Annotated in this window: 21 protein-coding genes; 19 read left to right on the top strand and 2 right to left on the bottom strand. The window is 42.6% G+C overall.

All coding sequences use genetic code 11. From position 1 onward, the window contains the following. Window positions 1-81: 81 nt before the first annotated feature. The gene (gene pabB, locus IJ23_RS05315) at window positions 82-1,446 is read right to left on the bottom strand and encodes an aminodeoxychorismate synthase component 1 (RefSeq protein WP_033905626.1); all 1,365 of its coding nucleotides are present in this window, start codon (window positions 1,444-1,446) and stop codon (window positions 82-84) included. Window positions 1,447-1,716: 270 nt separating this feature from the next. Between pabB and IJ23_RS05310 the strand changes: the two genes are divergently transcribed. The 8 genes from IJ23_RS05310 (at window position 1,717) to IJ23_RS05275 (ending at window position 9,605) form a co-directional block, all read left to right on the top strand. Beyond that, the gene (locus IJ23_RS05310) at window positions 1,717-3,234 is read left to right on the top strand and encodes a fumarate hydratase (protein WP_005376905.1); all 1,518 of its coding nucleotides are present in this window, start codon (window positions 1,717-1,719) and stop codon (window positions 3,232-3,234) included. 174 nt (window positions 3,235-3,408) lie between these two features. Next, window positions 3,409-3,594: a hypothetical protein gene (locus tag IJ23_RS05305; protein WP_005376906.1), complete on the top strand. Its 186-nt coding sequence runs from the start codon at window positions 3,409-3,411 to the stop codon at window positions 3,592-3,594. A gap of 255 nt (window positions 3,595-3,849) precedes the next feature. Continuing rightward, window positions 3,850-5,226: a YcjX family protein gene (locus IJ23_RS05300; RefSeq protein ID WP_033905625.1), complete on the top strand. Its 1,377-nt coding sequence runs from the start codon at window positions 3,850-3,852 to the stop codon at window positions 5,224-5,226. Further along, complete coding sequence (locus IJ23_RS05295; protein ID WP_005388274.1) at window positions 5,223-6,263, top strand: YcjF family protein; 1,041 nt, start codon at window positions 5,223-5,225, stop codon at window positions 6,261-6,263. The genes IJ23_RS05300 and IJ23_RS05295 overlap by 4 nt, the downstream gene beginning before the upstream one ends. Window positions 6,264-6,363: 100 nt before the next feature. After that, on the top strand, window positions 6,364-7,908 hold the full coding sequence (tyrR, locus tag IJ23_RS05290; protein ID WP_017820442.1) for a transcriptional regulator TyrR: 1,545 nt from the start codon (window positions 6,364-6,366) through the stop codon (window positions 7,906-7,908). Window positions 7,909-7,944: 36 nt separating this feature from the next. Further along, on the top strand, window positions 7,945-8,529 hold the full coding sequence (gene rimJ, locus IJ23_RS05285) for a ribosomal protein S5-alanine N-acetyltransferase (RefSeq protein WP_005376916.1): 585 nt from the start codon (window positions 7,945-7,947) through the stop codon (window positions 8,527-8,529). Between the two features lies 1 nt (window position 8,530). Then, window positions 8,531-9,118 (top strand): HD domain-containing protein, encoded by a 588-nt coding sequence (locus tag IJ23_RS05280; protein ID WP_005376917.1) that lies wholly within the window; start codon window positions 8,531-8,533, stop codon window positions 9,116-9,118. A gap of 13 nt (window positions 9,119-9,131) precedes the next feature. Beyond that, a complete protein-coding gene (locus IJ23_RS05275) occupies window positions 9,132-9,605 on the top strand; it encodes a DUF2947 domain-containing protein (protein ID WP_033905624.1) in 474 nt (157 codons plus the stop codon). A 43-nt stretch (window positions 9,606-9,648) separates the two neighbouring features. Here the strand turns inward: IJ23_RS05275 and IJ23_RS05270 are convergent, their stop codons facing one another. Continuing rightward, window positions 9,649-10,611: an integron integrase gene (locus IJ23_RS05270; protein ID WP_017636093.1), complete on the bottom strand. Its 963-nt coding sequence runs from the start codon at window positions 10,609-10,611 to the stop codon at window positions 9,649-9,651. Between the two features lie 382 nt (window positions 10,612-10,993). Here IJ23_RS05270 and IJ23_RS25555 point away from each other — a divergent pair, with 382 nt between their 5' ends. From IJ23_RS25555 to IJ23_RS05215, 11 genes are all read left to right on the top strand, one after another. Continuing rightward, window positions 10,994-11,239, top strand: a complete 246-nt coding sequence (locus IJ23_RS25555; RefSeq protein ID WP_225478311.1) for a hypothetical protein — start codon at window positions 10,994-10,996, stop codon at window positions 11,237-11,239. A 135-nt stretch (window positions 11,240-11,374) separates the two neighbouring features. Continuing rightward, a complete protein-coding gene (locus IJ23_RS23730) occupies window positions 11,375-12,421 on the top strand; it encodes an HNH endonuclease (RefSeq protein ID WP_050550066.1) in 1,047 nt (348 codons plus the stop codon). A gap of 225 nt (window positions 12,422-12,646) precedes the next feature. After that, a complete protein-coding gene (locus IJ23_RS05255; RefSeq protein WP_152560883.1) occupies window positions 12,647-13,123 on the top strand; it encodes a hypothetical protein in 477 nt (158 codons plus the stop codon). A 403-nt stretch (window positions 13,124-13,526) separates the two neighbouring features. Further along, entirely contained in the window at window positions 13,527-14,162 is a 636-nt protein-coding gene (locus IJ23_RS05250) for an HNH endonuclease (protein WP_235213032.1), read from the top strand. A 71-nt stretch (window positions 14,163-14,233) separates the two neighbouring features. Next, window positions 14,234-14,578 (top strand): immunity protein Imm33 domain-containing protein, encoded by a 345-nt coding sequence (locus tag IJ23_RS05245; RefSeq protein ID WP_033905622.1) that lies wholly within the window; start codon window positions 14,234-14,236, stop codon window positions 14,576-14,578. A gap of 213 nt (window positions 14,579-14,791) precedes the next feature. Beyond that, window positions 14,792-15,124 carry a hypothetical protein gene (locus IJ23_RS05240; protein WP_050550064.1) on the top strand — a complete coding sequence of 111 codons (333 nt, stop codon included), beginning with the start codon at window positions 14,792-14,794 and terminating at the stop codon, window positions 15,122-15,124. 217 nt (window positions 15,125-15,341) lie between these two features. Beyond that, window positions 15,342-15,776, top strand: coding sequence for a hypothetical protein (locus tag IJ23_RS05235; RefSeq protein WP_033905620.1), 435 nt, complete (start codon window positions 15,342-15,344; stop codon window positions 15,774-15,776). 133 nt (window positions 15,777-15,909) lie between these two features. Continuing rightward, a complete protein-coding gene (locus IJ23_RS25545) occupies window positions 15,910-16,317 on the top strand; it encodes a hypothetical protein (protein WP_033905618.1) in 408 nt (135 codons plus the stop codon). Between the two features lie 150 nt (window positions 16,318-16,467). Further along, the gene (locus IJ23_RS05225; RefSeq protein WP_033905617.1) at window positions 16,468-16,908 is read left to right on the top strand and encodes a GNAT family N-acetyltransferase; all 441 of its coding nucleotides are present in this window, start codon (window positions 16,468-16,470) and stop codon (window positions 16,906-16,908) included. A gap of 226 nt (window positions 16,909-17,134) precedes the next feature. After that, the gene (locus IJ23_RS05220; protein WP_033905615.1) at window positions 17,135-17,413 is read left to right on the top strand and encodes a hypothetical protein; all 279 of its coding nucleotides are present in this window, start codon (window positions 17,135-17,137) and stop codon (window positions 17,411-17,413) included. Window positions 17,414-17,561: 148 nt separating this feature from the next. After that, window positions 17,562-18,437, top strand: a complete 876-nt coding sequence (locus tag IJ23_RS05215) for a hypothetical protein (RefSeq protein WP_033905613.1) — start codon at window positions 17,562-17,564, stop codon at window positions 18,435-18,437. The last annotated feature ends 759 nt before the right edge of the window (window positions 18,438-19,196 follow it).

Genomic DNA, 19,196 nt, shown 5'->3' with positions numbered 1-19,196 from the left:
AATGAGCGGCATTACCGTTCTGGAGGCGTTTTAGATTGTTTTCGTCAATAGCATTAAAGCGACGTTGTCCACGGTTGAAATCTACGATTGCAGCGCTGGTAAAATCTTTGAAAGCTTGTCCAACGTTTCTTGATACTCAGAGGCGCAATCGCTATCTGCCACGACGCCGCCGCCAGCCCAAGCGTAAAGTTTGTTTTGTTCCGCTACAAGAGTTCGGATAGTAATGCTGGTGTCCATACGACCATGGCGTGAAATGTAGCCAATACTGCCGCAATACGCGCTGCGTCGATGCGGCTCCAGTTCTTCAATGATCTGCATTGCGCGAACTTTAGGTGCGCCCGTAATTGAACCGCCTGGAAAACACGCTCGCAGCAAATCCGCAGGAGCGTATTGTTCATCCAAATTTGCACGAATGGTGCTCACCAAATGATGCACGGCAGGGAAGCTTTCAATATCGAACAGCTTTGGAACGTGAACGCTACCCGGTGATGCAACTCGACCAATATCATTACGCAGCAAATCGACAATCATCAGGTTTTCTGCCTGATCTTTTTCCGCTGTCTGCAAGTCATAGGCATTAGCGTTATCTTTCGTTGGATCTTCGCTGCGTGGTCGAGTACCTTTGATTGGTTTCGTTTCAATGACGCGATCTTTGAGCTCTAAAAAGCGCTCTGGAGAGATACTCAAAATCGAAGACTCAGGCATACGGATAAACGCTGAGAATGGCGCTTGGTTTGCGGACTCCAATTTCAGATACGCTTGCCACTCACTGCCTTGATACGGTGCGTTAAAGCGCTGCGCCAAATTGATCTGATAACAGTCACCGCTCAACAAGTATTCTTGCACCTGGTCAAAGCGAGTGGCGTAGCTCTCTTTCGTCATGTTTGACTGCCAATCACCAGACAAAGCGAAGTCAACGGTTTGTTCTGCTTTTTGCTCGTTTAACCATTGCCAAGCTTGCTCGATGTTCTGACCGACTAAGCATGCTTTTTTTAGCTGGTGGTCAACAACAACGGCCCATTCATACAGACCTACCGCCATATCCGGCGTGTTGAGGTCCTTTTCTGCCACTTCTGGCATCGTTTCTACGCGGCGACCTAAATCGTAACTGAAGTAACCGAGCGCACCGCCGACAAAAGGCAAATCCAATTCTTTATTTAACTCTACGTGAGGAAGCCACTGTTCTTGCAACTGATGAAGCAGCGCAAATGGGTCATCTTGAGTTGAATAGGCATTCGATGGTGTTTCAACTTGTGTGTTGTCGGCAGTGGTTTCTAACGTTGCAATTGGGTTGGCAACCAATACATCGAAGCGGCTATCGATATGCGTTTTTGATGCAGAACGCAGCAACATCGCCCAAGGTAGGTGTTGAATGCGAGAAAAAAGGTGAAGAGCAAACTCTGGTGCGTATTCCAGCGCTTTAAAATCAATGAATTGATTGTCCATGTTGTTCATTTGTGTAATTTGTGACAAAGAGATCGTTCACTGCATGGCATGTCATGGGCAGCAAGAGTATCATATTCCTCTGTATAGCCAAACTCCCTCTATTCATAGGGTTTTGAGATGGTTTACAAGTAGGCAACTTCAGCGTTTCGTGTGTCGATATCAGCCGTTCGACAATTGTTTATAAAAAACGAAGCTCAAAAGAGCAATAAGCTCAACAAACACGATTGAAGCCAAGCCAATAATGGAAGCATAACTATAACGAGGCATGTAATGACGGTAATACGCAAGCAGGATGTGATCAGCAGTGTCGCTGATGCGCTACAGTATATTTCTTACTACCACCCGCTAGACTTTGTTCAAGCTCTTGAAAAAGCCTATCACCGCGAAGAGAGTCAAGCCGCGAAAGACGCGATTGCTCAGATCCTAATTAACTCCCGAATGTCCGCAGAAGGTCACCGTCCAATTTGTCAGGATACTGGTATTGTGACGTGTTTCGTCAACATCGGTATGGGCGTGCAATGGGATTCGACCGACATGACGGTTCAGCAGATGGTAGATGAAGGTGTTCGACAAGCGTACACGAACCCTGATAACCCGTTGCGTGCGTCAGTACTTATGGACCCTGCTGGTAAACGTATTAATACCAAAGACAACACGCCTGCCGTCGTACATATCAACATGGTTCCGGGCGATAAAGTTGAAATTCAGATCGCTGCGAAGGGCGGCGGTAGCGAAAACAAAACTAAGATGGTGATGCTAAACCCATCTGACGATATTGCTGAGTGGGTAGAAAAAACGCTACCAACAATGGGGGCGGGCTGGTGTCCTCCTGGCATGCTTGGCATTGGTATCGGCGGTACGGCTGAAAAAGCAGCGGTATTGGCAAAAGAATCTCTAATGGAACACATCGATATTCAAGAGCTTATTGACCGTGGCCCACAAAACGCAGAAGAAGAGCTTCGTTTGGATATCTTCAATCGCGTGAACAAACTTGGTATCGGTGCGCAAGGTCTTGGCGGTTTGACGACTGTTGTCGACGTTAAAATCAAAACTGCGCCAACGCACGCGGCTTCTAAGCCTGTTTGTTTGATCCCGAACTGTGCGGCGACTCGTCACGTACACTTCACGCTTGATGGTAGCGGCCCAGCAGAGCTAACACCACCTAAACTAGAAGATTGGCCAGATATCACTTGGGAAGCGGGCGAAAATACGCGTCGCGTAAACTTAGACACAATTACTAAAGAAGAAGTACAAGAGTGGAAGACAGGCGAAACGGTTCTTCTATCAGGTAAAATTCTGACTGGTCGTGATGCTGCGCATAAACGTATTCAAGGCATGCTAGATAACGGTGAAGGTCTACCTGAAGGCGTAGATCTAAACGGTAAGTTCATTTACTACGTAGGCCCTGTCGATGCAGTTGGTGATGAAGTCGTTGGTCCTGCTGGCCCAACAACATCAACGCGTATGGATAAATTCACCGACATGATGCTAGAAAAGACCGGCATCATGGGCATGATCGGTAAAGCTGAGCGTGGCCCTGCAACGGTTGAATCTATCAAGAATCACAAAGCGGTTTACCTAATGGCTGTAGGTGGCGCTGCGTACTTGGTGGCGAAAGCAATCAAGAAAGCTCGCGTTGTCGCATTTGAAGATTTAGGTATGGAAGCGATTTACGAATTTGAAGTTGAAGATATGCCAGTAACAGTGGCCGTCGACTCAAATGGTGTTAACGCGCACCAAATTGGTCCAGACACTTGGAAAGTGAAAATTCAAGAGATGGAAGCATAAGGCAAAGGGCAATCTTGCTGCGTCTCAGTAGAGAGAATGTGACAAGGTGCTGATTTACCTAGCAAACAATTGACAAAAGTGCAGCGAAACCTGCACTTTTTGTCTATATAATTAAGGATATAAACCTTTAGGCATAGCAATCAAACGTTATGCGAACAATAATTAGGAGACGGCATGCCTCGTTTTATTCAGATTCTACAAATTATTCTTGCTGTAGTGATAGGTGGCTTTGTTGGCTATGACTTGATTCTTCACGGTATCAGCATCTTTGATGAAAAGTACGTGACCATCACATGTGTGTTGTGGTTGATTTTGGAAATCGCTCTATTTGTTATCTATAAGTTAATCGAAGACGACTAGGCTTAAAGAAAGCGGGTTCCTGTTTAACATAGTAATCAGCGCATATAGAGTTACTAATGCTGTAGATTAAGTAAGCCTCTGAACCACTCAGGGGCTTTTCTTTTTTAACACAGCATTAAGCCGGATGTTTTGTTCATCTTTTATTAAGGTATATAAAGTTAAACTCATAGAATTCGGGATAGAACAGTATTCATAGATCGAAATTCGAAGTCGCTGACAACGTTGTTTTAAAGTGGAGTAAGATAAAGAAGCGTAATGAAGAGAATAAAGAAAGAAGTTAATGACTTTATCAACAGAGGTATGGACTCTAATGTTCGAATTGCTGTCACCGGACTTTCTCGTGCCGGTAAGACGGCATTCATCACGTCATTAGTGAATCAGCTTCTTCATACTGCAACCCATGACAATTTGCCTCTTTTGACTGCGGCTAGAGATAAGCGCCTTATTGGGGCGAAGCGTGAGCCTCAATCGAATATGATGGTGCCACGCTTTGCTTACGATGAGGCGATGAGCCAAATTCATGCCACTCCACCTCAGTGGCCAGTACCGACACGTGATGTGAGTGAGATTCGCTTAGCGCTCAAGTACAAACCAAATAAAACTACGAAAAAGCTGTTGAGTAAAACCGCAATTTTAAATGTTGATATTATCGACTATCCAGGAGAGTGGTTGCTCGACCTGCCTTTATTGGACATGGACTTTGCAACGTGGTCGCAAACTCAGTTTGATGCACTTAAAGGCCAGCGTGGCGATTTAGCCAAAGCTTGGCTTTCTGAACTGGAGAAAGTGGATCTCTTTGCAGAAGTGAATGAGAAACTACTTGAGAAAGTTGCACACACATACACCGAGTACCTTCATGCCTGTAAAGACGCTGGCCTTCATTGGGTTCAGCCTGGCCGCTTTGTATTACCTGGTGAGCTAGCAGGCGCGCCGGTGCTACAGTTTTTTCCGTGTCGTGTTGATTCGGAAAGCAAAGCGTCCAAGGGCAGTAACTTAGCGATGTTAGAAGCCCGTTTTCAGGAATACCAACAGAAAGTCGTGAAAGCGTTTTATAAGCATCATTTTGCGACCTTCGATCGCCAGATTGTACTGGTGGATTGTTTGCAGCCTCTCAATGCCGGTGATGAAGCGTTTTACGACATGCGCCAAGCGCTAGAACAGATCATGCATAGCTTCCGCTATGGTCGTAGTAGCTTTTTGCGTCGTTTGTTCTCACCAAAAATCGACAAAGTGTTGTTTGCTGCTACAAAAGCGGATCATATCACGCCCGATCAGCACCCAAATTTGGTGTCTCTGCTCCAACAAATGGTGCATCCAGCATGGCAAACGGCAGCCTACGAGAATATTGAGATGAGCTGCATGAGTATCGCTTCCATCCAAGCAACCACGACGGGGTTTATTTCCTCTGGAGATAAGACCATCCCGGCGTTACAAGGAACAACATTGGGTGGTGAGCCGATGACTATGTTTCCCGGAGAGGTGCCGAAAAAGCTACCAAATGCAGCGTATTGGCAAAACAACGGGTTTGATTTTACGTCGTTTCGTCCGATGCCCTTACCGAATGATGAGCCAGTGAAGCACATACGCTTAGACAAAGCATTGGATTACCTGATTGGAGATAAATTGAAATGAGTGAGTTGAAGCAAAAACAAGTTTTCTCTGAAAAGGTAATGGAAAAAGAGCAGCAATCGAATCAACCGGAATTGACGGCGCAGCAAACATTCGGCGAAAAAGAAACATTTGTACCTGTTGAAGTTAAAGAAGCGCACCAGGAGACCGAACAGGAATTGCAACTCGAGCATGTCATTCGTCCAAAATCGGGCAGAAAATGGCTCGCGACTGGCGCATTTGCAACTTTTGCTGGTCTGGTTGGCTGGCAAGCGGTGGACTCGGTTATAACCGCAATTCAGGCTTCTGATTGGCTAGCCTTAAGCTGGACGGGGTTTATTGCTGCGATCGCTTCGCTTGGTTTAGGAGCTATGGGTAAAGAGCTTTGGAAACTGCGAAAACTACGAAATCATTTTAGTGTTCAAGAAGAAGCAGAAGCACTTGTTAATAGTGAGAGCGTTGGGAAAGGGAAAGCCTTTTGCGAAACCGTAGCAGAACAAAGTGGTGTGATGGCAGAGAATCCGGGCTTTGATCGTTGGCAGAACAGTATTAACCCTGCTCATAGTGACGCTGAAATTCTTGATATGTATGACTCGATGGTGGTGAGCCAACAAGACAAGTTGGCAACGAAAATCGTATCACAGCACGCAACCGAGTGTGCGGCCCTAGTCGCCGTGAGCCCTCTGGCTGCCGCTGATATGTTGCTGGTGGCTTGGCGAAATTTCAAAATGATCGACAACCTCTCCAAAGTATATGGGGTAGAGCTAGGTTATGCCTCTCGCATCAAGTTACTAAGAGCGGTATTTGTCAATATGGCGGCGGCTGGAGCCAGTGAGCTCGCTATTGATGCCAGTATGGATTTGATGTCGATGGATCTTGCTGGCAAAGTTTCTGCTCGTGCAGGGCAGGGACTAGGTGTTGGTATTCTAACGGCACGTTTGGGCTTGAAAGCGATGACCTTATTGCGTCCACTACCCTGGTATCCTGACCGTCAGGTTAAGTTGGGCACCATACGCAAGGCAGTGGCGGCGAAAGTTGCATCAATTACGATGAAACCGTAACGAATATCAACTTTGATGGATAGGATTGCTTGACGCCATTCCAAGCATGATAGAAACTACTGTCAACTTTTCCTGACAGTTGTGAATTGGGATATTTTAAGTGCGTCTTGAAGTCTTATGTGAAGATCGACTCGGCTTGACCCGAGAACTGCTCGATATTTTAGCGTCTAAAAGCATCGACTTGCGTGGTATCGAAATCGATATTAGCGGTATTATCTATTTGAATTGCCCGGATATTGATTTTGATACGTTTAGTGAGCTGATGGCTGAAATCCGCCGTATTCCGGGGGTGAAAGACGTACGTAAAATCCAGTTTATGCCGATGGAGCGCCACAATACGGAGCTGCTCTCGTTAGTTGATAACTTGCCCGATCCGGTTTTTGCCATTGATCTTAAAGGTGCCGTAGACATGGCAAACATGTCTGCACTTTCATTGCTTGGCCTTCACAAGCAAGAAGTGATTGGTACTCAAATCGGTGCTTTGTTACCAAGTGTTCGTTTCTCTCGTTGGTCTGAAGGTGTTAATGGTCGAACGCGGGAAAACCTTGTGATTGATGGCTTGGACTATGTTCTAGAGTTGATGCCCGTTTATATCCGAGACGAAGCGCAAAACTCGACTCTAGCGAGTACTCTAATGACGATTCGCTCTAGTCAGCAAGTTGCCAGAATTGAAGAAGCACTACCGCTGCATAATCCTCTGGGTTTTGAGCACTTTGTTGGTATATCGAACCGTCATAAAGCACTAATGAACCAAGCTAAGAAGCTGTCTGTGCTTGACCAACCATTGTTGATTGAGGGCGAAACGGGGACTGGTAAAGAAATGCTTGCTAAAGCTTGCCACAGCCGTTCTAGCCGCGCGAGCAAGCCATTCCTAGTTTTGAGTTGTGCTTCTATGCCTGACGATGTAGCAGAAACCGAACTTTTTGGTCATGCGCCGGGTTCATTCAATCATGAACAAGGCCACAAAGGCATCTTTGAGCAAGCAAATGGCGGCACGGTATTTCTTGATGAAATCGGTGAAATGAGTTCGCACCTTCAAATCAAGCTGTTACGTTTTCTACAGGATGGTAATTTCCGTCGTGTCGGTGCAGAAGATGAGATGCATGTCGATGTTCGTATCATCGCTTCAACAAAACATAACCTTGCCGAGCTTTCTGAAGCAGGAATGTTCCGTGAAGATTTGTATTATCGTCTCAACGTACTTACGCTCAGCATTCCTCCGTTACGTAAGCGCTCAAACGACGTTGCACCATTGCTTGAGTTGTTTGTGGCGAAACATGCTCAACAGCTTGGGATTGATAAGCCAGAGTTTGATGATGGTCTAGTTGATGCCCTTGCAAATTATCAGTGGCCAGGAAACATGCGCCAGCTGGATAACATGGTTCTTCGAGCGCTCACGGAAATGGATGGTGATATACTAAACGCGGATCACTTCAATTTACCTCAGCCTCAGTCAGTCGGCGCTGGTAGTGCAACGCTTAACATCGACGGTTCTTTGGATGAGATCATGCGTGATTATGAATCTCAAGTTCTGGAACGTTTGTATCAGTCATTCCCATCAAGCCGCAAGCTTGCTAAGCGCTTGAATGTATCGCATACCTCAATCGCTAATAAACTGCGTGATTACGGTATACGTAAGAATTAATCGAATTGAACGAAAAGACGGAATTAATCATTTGTAATGGAAGATAACAGCTCATCTATCGCCGTTCATAAGTTGGACGGTGACTTGCTTCTTCGTACCGCTGAAATCGGTGACGCAGATATGATTGCCGAATATTTTCAAGCCAACCGAGAATACCTGAAACCGTTTGAACCGAAACGTGAAGAGGCTTTTTTCTCAGTGAACGGTTGGTTGCAAAAGCTTATCAAGCTCAATGAGCTGCATCGAATGGGATTGGGGTATTATTGCCTTTTAGTCAGAGCCTCTTCGGGTGAAATGCTAGGTACGATATCCTTTAGTAGTTTGAGTCGTTTTCCTTTTTATTCTTGTAACGTCGGATATTCTCTCGCTGAAAAAGCGCAAGGGCATGGTTATATGCGTCGTGGATTAACCATGGCTTGCGACTACATGTTTAACGTTCAGAAACTGCATCGTATTCAAGCTGGCTACATGCCTCACAATAAACGCAGTGAAGCTGTGCTAGAGCATGTAGGTTTCAACCGAGAAGGGTATGCAAAAGATTACCTTTTGATTAATGGTGAGTGGCAAGACCACGTTCTAACGTCGCTTATTAATCCGAATTGGCAGCCAGAAGGGCGATAGTATGGAACGATTGGAAAAGCAGTTAGCACTTGTAATCGAGCTCGATAAACTCAAAAGCATTTTGCGCCGAACTCGAGTTAAAAGTGCTGAAGGGCGCCTCGAAAATAGTGGTGAGCATAGTTGGCATGTCGCACTGATGGCAATATTGATGGAAGAGCATGCGAATGCACCTGTTGATATTTGCCGAGTGATGAAAATGTTATTGATACATGACGTAGTAGAGATCGACGCGGGCGATACCTTTGTTTATGATACTGCTGCGTCTCAAGAGCAAGCAGAAAAAGAAATTAGAGCTGCAGAGCGCTTGTTTGGTATGTTACCCAGCGATCAGGAGCAAGAGCTATTGGCGCTTTGGCATGAATTTGAAGCCGCGCAGACCGATGATGCTAAGTATGCAAAAGCACTCGATCGATTAATTCCAATGCTCTTGAACTACCATAATAATGGTCAGAGTTGGAAGGAACATGGTGTCTCACGCGAACAAGCACTTACCATTAATAAACGAATTGAATTTGGCTCTGTTACCTTATGGGACAAAGCGAAAGAGTTGATTGAAGAAGCCACAGAGAAAGGTTGGCTGAAATCGTAATAAAGGAGACTGAATGTCTTATTTGCCTTTGGATGAATACCAAAGAAAATGGATTTTTACGCATCAGTCGATGCCTATGCCAGAAGAAGATTTGGCTTTTATTAAGCCGATGAGCCAAGCCCGTTCAGCACAATTTTGGAAAGAAAATATCAGTGCTCAAAGCCCTGATATGGATAGACTTAGTTCCCAAGACTGGCCAATGAATGAGGCGAATTGGTCTGAAACTGTGGATTGGATGGCTGCCTGGGAGTCGGATGATCCTGACATGCTAGCGGAAGTTGAGGCACATATCGATTGGCAAGACGATGTGACCGTTTACTTTTGCTACGAGAAGTACAATGTCATCGAAACGAAATGGTCTATTTTTAAAAAGCACTGGAAGAACTTTCTCTTTTATGACGATGGTCCGATACTAATAGGACGTCGCCGTTCACAAGCACTTTGGTTTGATTCAAAAGGCAATGTGAAACTCGGTGTTCGTCAATAACGAGTTATAAAGCAAAGCCACCTTTCGAGGTGGCTTTGTTTTTCTAAAGGCTGGATAATGGACTCAACACACCGCCAGCCCCGCGCTCGATAACGTGAGTATAGATTTGCGTGGTTTTTACATCAGTATGCCCTAATTGTTCCTGAACAGTTCTAATGTCTGCGCCAGATTCCAATAAGTGCGTGGCAAAACTGTGTCTTAGTGTGTGGCAAGTTACAGTTTTCTCAATGCTTGCGTCGCTTGCCGCGCGCTTTACTGCTCTTTGTATTGCGCTTTCATTGATATGATGCCTTCTCAATTCACCAGTATCTCGATCTGCGCTTAACTTTGTTGATGGAAACAAAAAGTGCCAGTTAAAATCTAGCTCCGCTTTTGGGTATTTACGTCGTAAACCTTCAGAGATGTATACGCCCGCATAACCAGGCATGTGTCTATCTTTAAAGTAATAGTTTCTTGCTAAATTAACTTGAGCTTTAAGTGGTTCATGCAGTTCTTTGGCTAATGTGACTGTACGATTTTTACCTCCTTTTCCTTGCCAAACGCGAACTGCACCATAATCATAATCGATGTCTTGAACTCGTAAGCGTAAACATTCCATCACTCGAAGCCCTGAGCCGTAAAGCAGCTGAATATGGAGTCTATACCTCGGGTCGATATGCTGAACGAATCTTCGGATCTCCTCCCTGGTTAACACAACGGGAAGTTTCTTTTCGGTCAAGGATTTCTGAAATCTCATATCAAGTGATAGTGGGGTTTTGAAATAATCACGATATAAAAATGATATTGAGTTCAGCGCCAAAGCTTGCGTTTTTACCGCAACTTTTTCTTCTACCGCTAAGTAACTCAGAAATTGAATGACATCATCTTCTGCTAGTGTTGATGGGTGTGCAAGCTGGTGAAAAGTGATAAAGCGTTTTATCCAAAATAGATAACTTTCGATAGTTTTATTCGCATAATGACGAGTAAGCATGTGCTCTTTTACACTAAGTAAAAACTGACTTTTCATGATAAATTAACCTGTTTATTTATACAGATCCGTTAATGTATCACCACTTTTGAAATTAGCGTGCTGTGCGCCGCCTAATTGCGCGCGCTACCACACATATTCATACTGTTTTTCTATTTGTTTCATATATATAAGTGCTACGATTGATAGCGCTTTTGATAAGAAAGAAGGCGATAGTCTGCCAGAAAAACGGCAAATCGCCGTATAGAAAGCGTTATAACTCTATGGAGAAAGCTAAATGGTCAAATACTTTTCTAATCATACGAGCCTTGAAAACCGAGCTCTTCAGATATGGCAAATTTTGATAGGGTTCGCTTACGAACGCAAAATTACTACTTACGGTGAAGTCGCTGATATTCTTGGATATAAGGGAGCGGGGACAATGGATAGACAATTAGGTCATATTCTTCACTTTTGTGCTCAGAACAAACTGCCTCCTTTAAGTGTTTTGGTTGTTAACGCCGAAACAGGCTTGCCTGGTGATGGCTTTGAAACTATCGGGGACTTACACAAAGCTAGAGAAAAGGTATTCAATTATGACTGGTTTGACGTAATACCTCCGACACCAGAGCAGTTTGCGAAAGCATGGGATATCGCAGAGGAAAACAACTTTAGCATCGAGTTATAACAATCTGTTTAAGAGTGATTCGCAACACGTGGCATTTTTACTATGCGTTGGTTTAGGTGATTAAGGTGTTATGCGGCGGCATCGGTATTGCGTTGCTCACACCTTAACAGGGCGTTAGAATTAAAAGGATATTTCGTGGAAGAAAAGATAGCTAGGATTTGCTGGAATGATAATGATTGGAAAAAGCCATCTGGAACACGCGGTAAAAGTCAAACTGAAGGGCTGTTTGAGTTTGACAATGGATTTGGGTTTGAAGAATGGTTGTTTGACTTCGAAACCTTAGTGGATGGCTATAAGTATGCTTTTCTTCAACCGGTAAATACAACGAATCACGCGCATGCAGGGTGTAGATACGCTATTCATCTATATGTTTATGATAAGTTCAAAGCAAAAAATATATCTATTGCAAAAATCGCTAGCGTAGAGTGCCTGACTGAAAAAGAGGCTAAAGCGGCTTACGATAAATTTCATCAAAGCTCTGTGATAGAGTCAATGGTTAAAGATGTCGAGGTTGTCGGAGGCAATACGAGTCCGTTGACGACGCTACCACCAATAAATTGTTTTAACATTCGTTTTAAGCCGCAAGACGTTAAGTTTATATCTATAGATGACTTTCATTCTTTCCACGAACTAACTCGCTATAATCTTTACGAGAATAAGCACAGTTCAAAGCAGCTATTTGTTGGTTTTGATTCAGAAGATCAGTTACTAGATGATGTTACTGAAATTATGAATTCTGACGTTTCAGAAACTGAACGAGAAACTCTGATGAAAGCTCGAGTTGGACAAGGGAAATATCGAAAAAATGTAATTCGCGTTTGGGGAAATGAAGCTTGTGCTGTAACTCTTAGCTCTGTTCGAGAGGTCCTAATCGCTTCCCATATAAAGGCATGGAAAGACTGTTCTGATTCTACCGAAAGACTCGATGGTGCTAATGGCATATTGTTGGAAGCTACGTTAGACAAGCTATTTGACTCACATTTAATGTCTCTGTTTTATAAGAAAAAAAATGAGTTTGAAATCAGGTTTTCCCACTCAATTCTGCGTAAGCTTCCAAAGTATTATAAGGATTTAGCAGGTTTTACCGTAAACATTGATTGTATGTCTCATGACGAAGCCGCTAGGTTTTCTAGTTATATGGAACATCATAATGCGTTATTTCAAAGCAAATGTGAAAAATAATTCTAACAATCTGTTTAAGAGGGATTCGCAACGCGTGGCATTTTCACTATGCGTTGGTTTAAGTGTTTAAGGTGGTATGCGGCGGCAACGGTATTGCGTTGCTCACCCCTTAACAGGGCGTTAGCACACACTCGGTGGAAACAAGGACATTAGATGAAATTTCGAAATGCAGGAATAGCCTCTCTAGTTCTCTTTTGTGCATCCTGTAGCGATGAAAGCGAGATAATGGAAGCAGATGTAGTCAATAGTATTCCTTTACTTGCCTTAGTCGAATCTACGGTTGATAGTAACGAACTAAAACTGGATTTTTCTTATCCCACTCGAGTTATTAAATACGATCAGTCGACAGACGAAGAATCGCACTTTGATACAGTTCGATTGCAGATCTTGCTGGAAGAACAATTGGTTTATTCGGTACTAGCAGACAGAACAAGCCTGACACGTGAAAAGTGTCTCGCTCTTTATCGAGGTTATTCTCAAGCGTTAACTGAAAAGTACAATTTTGTTGCTCAAACAAGAGAAGAGAAAGTGTTTGGCAAGCTCATGGAAGTAGATGATGGGCTGTTGTCAAAGGATAGCAAGCTGAGAGTTAGTATGGGATGCCAATTACTAGACACATCAAAGTTAGAAAAGTTCTCATTGAGAATCGACAGCGTTCAATTGTCAGCACTAGCAAATAGCAGATTCGAGAAATTGGAATAATTATCCCCTTACAAATGTGTGCTAACAAAGCGTTTAAGGCAGATTCCCAACGCTCGGCATTTTCGGTTTGCTTTGAATTTAGTGTTTACGGAACAATGCCTTAAGTCTGGTGGTTTGCGTTGCTCACTACTTAACGCGGCGTTAGCACTTTCGAGAGTTGGTAAATGATCACATTAAAAGAAATAGAAGAAGTATTGAGTGAGTTCAAAGCTACTGAGAGGCATGAAGTTAAATATGCGATTTAGTTTTTTTACCATTGCTAAAGCAATACGTTTACGTTAATAAACAGGCTGGGGCCAAACCTTCAGGTCTAGTGATCCATCCTCGTGCAGAGTTCTACAAAAATGAACTAGCTTTTCTCGACGGAGTAGAGACTACAGGTTCTTTGAATCACAAATCTAGCATGCGTAAGTTTCCTAAAAGACTCAACCGAGGGGAGCTGCCTATCCCATTTGGAATCCCATTTGGGTTTCAAACAAAAGAATCTATGCGCTCGTTTATGATTCATTTGTCAGAAGTAAAGCCACTCTACTTGAGAAACCCAGAAGACGAAATAGCAGACGTTAAAGCAAGTGGTGAACTTGATAAACTTACGGAAACAGAAGTTGAGTGCTTAGTTAGTAGTCGCAGGGGACAGGGTAAGTATCGAAAAAGCCTAATCGATCTTTGGAAAAGATGCTCTGTAACTGGGTGTGAGCAAGTTGGGCTTTTAAAAGCTTCACATATAAAACCTTGGCGTGACTCTTCAAATAAAGAACGCTTAGATCCCTACAATGGCTTATTGTTGACACCAAATCTGGATACCTTGTTCGATAGTGGCATGATTAGTTTTGATGTGTATGGAAAAATTTTAATTTCCGAATCACTAGACTCTTCAGCGCTATCGGCATTGAATGTTGAGCCCAGTTTAAAACTTCGCAGCTTGAGCAAAGAAACAGCTGAGTACTTAAAGTACCATCGAGAGTTTATCTACCAAGCAAGAGAAAGTGCTAACAAAGCATTTAAGAGGGATTCTCAACGCTTGGCATTTTCAGTTTGATTCAGCTTTAGTGTTTACGGCACAATGGTTTAGGCTAGGTGGTGGCGTTGTTCACCCCTTAACGCGGCGTTATGCGTCAGGAGGAAGAGTTGGATAATCAGTTTAAAGATTTAGCAAAGGAACATCCGGAAGCCGGTAGCAAACTAGGAATTGCACTCTCTACCTTAAGTCAGATTCCTATTAATGGTATGAGAGTCGCTCCCGAAAATGGTACTAATGGTTGGTATATCTGGTGCGGTGAAGAGTTATCTTCAAACGCAGACTTCTTTGACCCGCTACATGTTGAGCATATAGTTAAATACCTACCTCAAGTGCAAGCTTATCTAGGTTTGCCTCCTGGCTATCGCTTCTTAATAGATAACAATGGCTACGAAGATATCTGGTATGACAGCAGCTTGTTGGAAGGAAACGCATAACAAACTGTTTAAGAGTGATTCGCAACGTGTGGCATTTTTACTATGCGTTGGTTTTAGTGTTTAAGGTGGTATGCGGTAGCATCGGTATTGCGTTGCTCACACCTTAACAGGGCGTTAGCTTTATGAGGTGAGTTTGTTTGCTTACTATCACTGTGAGATGTATTGCTTATGTATTAAAATGCATAATTATTTAAAGTAAAATAAGGTAATATTATGAATCTTAATAATAATCCTCAAGCGTCAGAACTCTCATCACTACTCGGATCTTGTGATGACAGCGCGGCAAGCCATTGTTTATGGGTTGACAAAAATGGGGAGGTATTCGTCACGCCAATTCCATCAAATTTAACTCCAATTGGCTTCGAAAAATCTCAACCTTCTATGTTTATGCGCTATGAAACGTGCCAGCGCGGAAATGAATATGTTGGTCCCAAAGCAGCTAGTGATAATAACTACGTACAACGTATGTTCAACAGTTTGGTGAAGGAGTGGAGTGAGCTCTCCACCGCTAATGCGTCAGGTCCATTTTATATAGACATTTTCTAAACCAACAAAGCTAACAATCTGTTTAAGAGTGATTCGCAACGCGTGGCATTTTTGCTATGCGTTGTGTTTGGTGTTTAAGGTGGTATGCAGTGGCTTCGGTATTGCGTTGCTCACACCTTAACAGGGCGTTATGTGCTTTGGAAAAAGTCTTAAACTTTAGATAACCATGTCTGTTAATCTTGGTATCAGTGATAATCAACTATCAAGGACTGATTTAATGTTTGATTGGACAAACCCTAAGCAAATCGATCTCACTCAACCATATCTGTATTTCATTAAGATCTCTGCTGAACAAAAGGAGTTTCGCTATATTGGCAAAGCCTCGAAGAAAGCGAGGCTGAATGAGTACAAGTCTAATGTGGCAAAAATTCTCGAAGGAAAGTCTCGACGACCAGTGTTAAAAAGAGATGGCTCTCTTCAATCACAAGGTAATTTGAAATACCGTTACGTTCACCTTGTGTTAGCAAATGCTCAAAAACGGGGTTGGCATATAGAGCATTACCCAATTGAAAACGTAGCTAAGCAAGACCTAAATTCCCGAGAGTTAGCACTTATAAATGTGCTTGAGTGCAATATGAATGATGGTTCAACTTGGTTCATTGAACAATTTTCTGAACTATCAGAGCAATTGCTACAAACAGTACGCACATAACAAACTGTTTAAGAGTGATTCGCAACGCGTGGCATTTTTACCATGCGTTGGTTTTAGTGGTTAAGGTGGCATGCGGCGGCTTCGGTATTGCGTTGCTCACACCTTAACAGGGCGTTAGCAGTTTGAGGAAAAAATGAGAAAATTCGATAAGCCGCTATTCTGGCTGTATATAAAAACAAGAGACTCATTGTTGTCATCTTTTAAGGGCTTTCTGGGAATGCTTTTAGTGTTGATCGGGGCAGCAGTAGTTTTAGGTAATGAATCCCCTGAGAATGTCTGGATTTCGGTGGGAATCATTTTATTAGTATCTAGTCTTCCAGTCTCAATGGGCTTGATGATGGTAAAGGTCAAATTTAAGAGCTTTGCTGGATCAATACCTACAGCAGAACTAGCGTACTTCTTACAGCACGATGGAGGTGCAAACTTAGATAAAGCTGTGAGAGGTTTATTTTCGTTATACCTATCTTTTATGATTTACCTTTGGTTTACGATGGTAGCTATCGCAGCTCTTGGTATGTTGGGAGCAAAGCTCGTGTTGTAAAACACAGCTAACAAAGCGTTTAAGAGGGATTTGGCACGCGTGGTATTTTTAGTATGCGTTGGGTTCTGTGTTTAAGGTGCTATGCGGTAGCTTTTGTATTGCGTGCCTGCACCCCTTAACGCGGCGTTATGTGCTTTGGTGGAAATGAATATGGAAATCACAATCAGACGTATCGAAACAGAAAGTGTTGAGGATAAAGTTATATACGAGACTTTGTTCAGAGAGTACCTATCGGGCTTCTCGGTTGAACTAGATCCCTCTGTTATTGCTCAGCTGTTTGCGCTGCCTTATTTCCACGGATTTATCAGTTTTGTCGACAATAAGCCTGCCGGTTTTGCGGTTTGCTTTGAATCGTTCTCAACTTATCGTGCGCAAAGAGTGATGAATGTCCATGATTTTATGGTGTCGGACAACTTTCGTGGTAAAGGTGTGGGTAAAGCGCAACTGAATGGTATCGAACAGTATTGTCGTGATAATGATTACCTCAAAATCACACTAGAGGTCGGTGATGATAATGTTGCAGCTAAAAAGCTCTACAGCTCATTGGACTACGAAGATTACAGAGTAGTTTTGACAGGGCAGCAACATTGACAAAAGTACCTCAATTAGCACGCACATAACAAACTGTTCAAGAGGGATTCGCAACGCGTGGCATTTTTACTATGCGTTGGTTTTAGTGTTTAAGGTGGTATGCGGCGGCTTTGGTATTGCGTTGCTCACCCCTTAACAGGGCGTTAGGCGACATGAGACAAACGATAGAGTAGTGATAGTATCTTGAGGTGCATCTAGCTTCAGTTAACGGAAAAGGAGCGGGTTAATGAATGGTAAAGCATTTGATAATTGGCAAAAATCGCGAAAGAAAGGGTGTTTAAATTGGCTTTTCAGAACCACTTTCGTCACAGCCATTTTGTACATGATTTTTAATGTTATTTTCCTTTATCCATCTTCTGATGCGCCAAGCATTACGATTTTCTTATCGGATAATGCTCTTAATTACTCAATTTACACGATCGGGATGTTTTTCGCATTTTGGGCTATTTGGCTATACAACGAATCTTCGTATGAGAAAGAAGTTAAACGTAGAAATGTCGCCTAACAAACTGTTCAAGAGGGATTCGCAACGCGTGGCATTTTCACTATGCGTTGGTTTTGGTGTTTAAGGTGGTATGCGGCGGCTTCTGTATTGCGTTGCTCACCCCTTAACAGGGCGTTAAGTTACTTGTCAAAGTCAACAGAGGATAAGAATGAACGAAAATGTATTTATTGAAGAGCTCATAAAGAATCTCAATTTTGAAGACCTTGTATATAAAAAAAACGGTGATAATGATCACATCCATACTCTCATGGCATTTGAATCAAATAACTATTTTTATGCTCTACAAGCAAATGAAAATAAAAACGTTAAACATGTAATCCATTTGATGTTTAACGCAATGGATCAAGATGGAAATTTAGATGTAGAGTGTTTTTTAGAGAGCTTAGATTTCGACTTTAATGATGAAGACTACAAGGTTTCAGAAGAGTACCTAATTAGTGACTTTATAACTTCATTAGTGGTTGGTGCTTCAAAAGATTTTTCGAGGGTTATACAAGACGTAAAAATAAACAAAGCAAATCACATTAGCTATATAACAATGGGACGTTTGACCTCAACATTTCAGTCAGCTGCGATTCTCATAAAAAATGGCTTTTATTACGAGACCAAATGCTTATTTAGAGTAATTTTGGAGCAAATATCTTACTCGTATCAATGTAGTAAATCTGACGATAAAAGTGTCGACAATTTAAAACCTCAATCTAGCATATCTGAATTGAAGAAACTATTTGAAAGTGCAGGACACCTGAATGGTCTATTTTCTAATTTTATTCATCATAATAGAAATATTTGGTCGGATTTTATAGATGAAGAGAATTATATAATGTCGCGCTCTGCAATTAGATCAAAAGATAATGTGCCTCTTTTAGTATTTCTAGCGGAAATGTATATTGTTGTATTATATGATATATACAAGCGTCTAAAGGTCGAAAATATAGATGAACTATTTCATGGGTTAGTCATTTTTAGTGTAGACATTATAGATAGAATTAAAGAGCACTTCAAAGTGAAGTATTCAGTGTGACAAAGCTAGCAATTTAACAAGCTGTTCAAGAGGGATTCGCAACGCATGGCATTTTCACTATGCGTTGATTTTAGTGATTAAGATGGTTTGCAGCGGCTTCGGTGTTGCGTTGCTCACCCCTTAACAGGGCGTTAGTTTGCAAGAGGAAAAACGCAGCAATATCGCAAGATCTAGTGGTAAAAGTTCAAAGTCGAAATCGTCGTATCGGCGTTCAATTTCAGTGTTAACTCACGTGGTTAAAATCCAAAAGTGACATGGTTTCAATGGTTGATTTGTTCTTTGGTACGGTGACTTTTGGGTTAACTTAGTTGAACTTTTTTGCTGAAACTCTGCTCGTTAAGTTTGTTGGTACTAAAGCAGATTTACTCGCTGAAATGACGTTTTCTTTGGTGTGGTAAATTCATGTGGTTTCAGTGACTTTGTTGAAAGTCCGCATTGTGAGATTGGTTTTCCAAAAGTGCTTTTTGTTGTTGTGAGTTCGTTTTCTGCGGCATTGTTTGTTCCACGTGGTTTCATTGACTTGCCGCTTTTAGACTACGCCTGATTTAAATGCATCAAAACACATAAAGCTTATTGTTTGCAAAGTTTAAAATGACATAAAATCAATGCTTTGGGTTTGCAAACTAACAAACTGCTCAAGAGGGATTCGCAACGCGTGGCATTTTTACTATGCGTTGATTTTAGTGATTAAGGTGGTATGCGGCGGCTTCTGTATTGCGTTGCTCACCCCTTAGCAGGGCGTTAGTTTGCAAGAGGAAA

It is taken from the genome of Vibrio sp. OY15 (assembly GCF_000742455.1).
Classification (GTDB): Bacteria; Pseudomonadota; Gammaproteobacteria; order Enterobacterales; family Vibrionaceae; genus Vibrio; species Vibrio alginolyticus.
The sequence above is the reverse complement of the archived record's forward strand: the minus strand, read 5'-3'. Positions and strand labels throughout refer to the sequence as shown.

Coding starts and splice junctions, on each gene's coding strand:
- pabB (WP_033905626.1), bottom strand. CDS start 1,446: ATGGACAATCAATTCATTGATTTTAAAGCGCTGGAATACGCACCAGAG.
- IJ23_RS05310 (WP_005376905.1), top strand. CDS start 1,717: ATGACGGTAATACGCAAGCAGGATGTGATCAGCAGTGTCGCTGATGCG.
- IJ23_RS05305 (WP_005376906.1), top strand. CDS start 3,409: ATGCCTCGTTTTATTCAGATTCTACAAATTATTCTTGCTGTAGTGATA.
- IJ23_RS05300 (WP_033905625.1), top strand. CDS start 3,850: ATGAAGAGAATAAAGAAAGAAGTTAATGACTTTATCAACAGAGGTATG.
- IJ23_RS05295 (WP_005388274.1), top strand. CDS start 5,223: ATGAGTGAGTTGAAGCAAAAACAAGTTTTCTCTGAAAAGGTAATGGAA.
- rimJ (WP_005376916.1), top strand. CDS start 7,945: ATGGAAGATAACAGCTCATCTATCGCCGTTCATAAGTTGGACGGTGAC.
- IJ23_RS05280 (WP_005376917.1), top strand. CDS start 8,531: ATGGAACGATTGGAAAAGCAGTTAGCACTTGTAATCGAGCTCGATAAA.
- IJ23_RS05275 (WP_033905624.1), top strand. CDS start 9,132: ATGTCTTATTTGCCTTTGGATGAATACCAAAGAAAATGGATTTTTACG.
- IJ23_RS05270 (WP_017636093.1), bottom strand. CDS start 10,611: ATGAAAAGTCAGTTTTTACTTAGTGTAAAAGAGCACATGCTTACTCGT.
- IJ23_RS25555 (WP_225478311.1), top strand. CDS start 10,994: ATGGATAGACAATTAGGTCATATTCTTCACTTTTGTGCTCAGAACAAA.
- IJ23_RS05255 (WP_152560883.1), top strand. CDS start 12,647: ATGGAAGCAGATGTAGTCAATAGTATTCCTTTACTTGCCTTAGTCGAA.
- IJ23_RS05250 (WP_235213032.1), top strand. CDS start 13,527: ATGCGTAAGTTTCCTAAAAGACTCAACCGAGGGGAGCTGCCTATCCCA.
- IJ23_RS05245 (WP_033905622.1), top strand. CDS start 14,234: ATGCGTCAGGAGGAAGAGTTGGATAATCAGTTTAAAGATTTAGCAAAG.
- IJ23_RS05240 (WP_050550064.1), top strand. CDS start 14,792: ATGAATCTTAATAATAATCCTCAAGCGTCAGAACTCTCATCACTACTC.
- IJ23_RS05235 (WP_033905620.1), top strand. CDS start 15,342: ATGTTTGATTGGACAAACCCTAAGCAAATCGATCTCACTCAACCATAT.
- IJ23_RS25545 (WP_033905618.1), top strand. CDS start 15,910: ATGAGAAAATTCGATAAGCCGCTATTCTGGCTGTATATAAAAACAAGA.
- IJ23_RS05225 (WP_033905617.1), top strand. CDS start 16,468: ATGGAAATCACAATCAGACGTATCGAAACAGAAAGTGTTGAGGATAAA.
- IJ23_RS05220 (WP_033905615.1), top strand. CDS start 17,135: ATGAATGGTAAAGCATTTGATAATTGGCAAAAATCGCGAAAGAAAGGG.
- IJ23_RS05215 (WP_033905613.1), top strand. CDS start 17,562: ATGAACGAAAATGTATTTATTGAAGAGCTCATAAAGAATCTCAATTTT.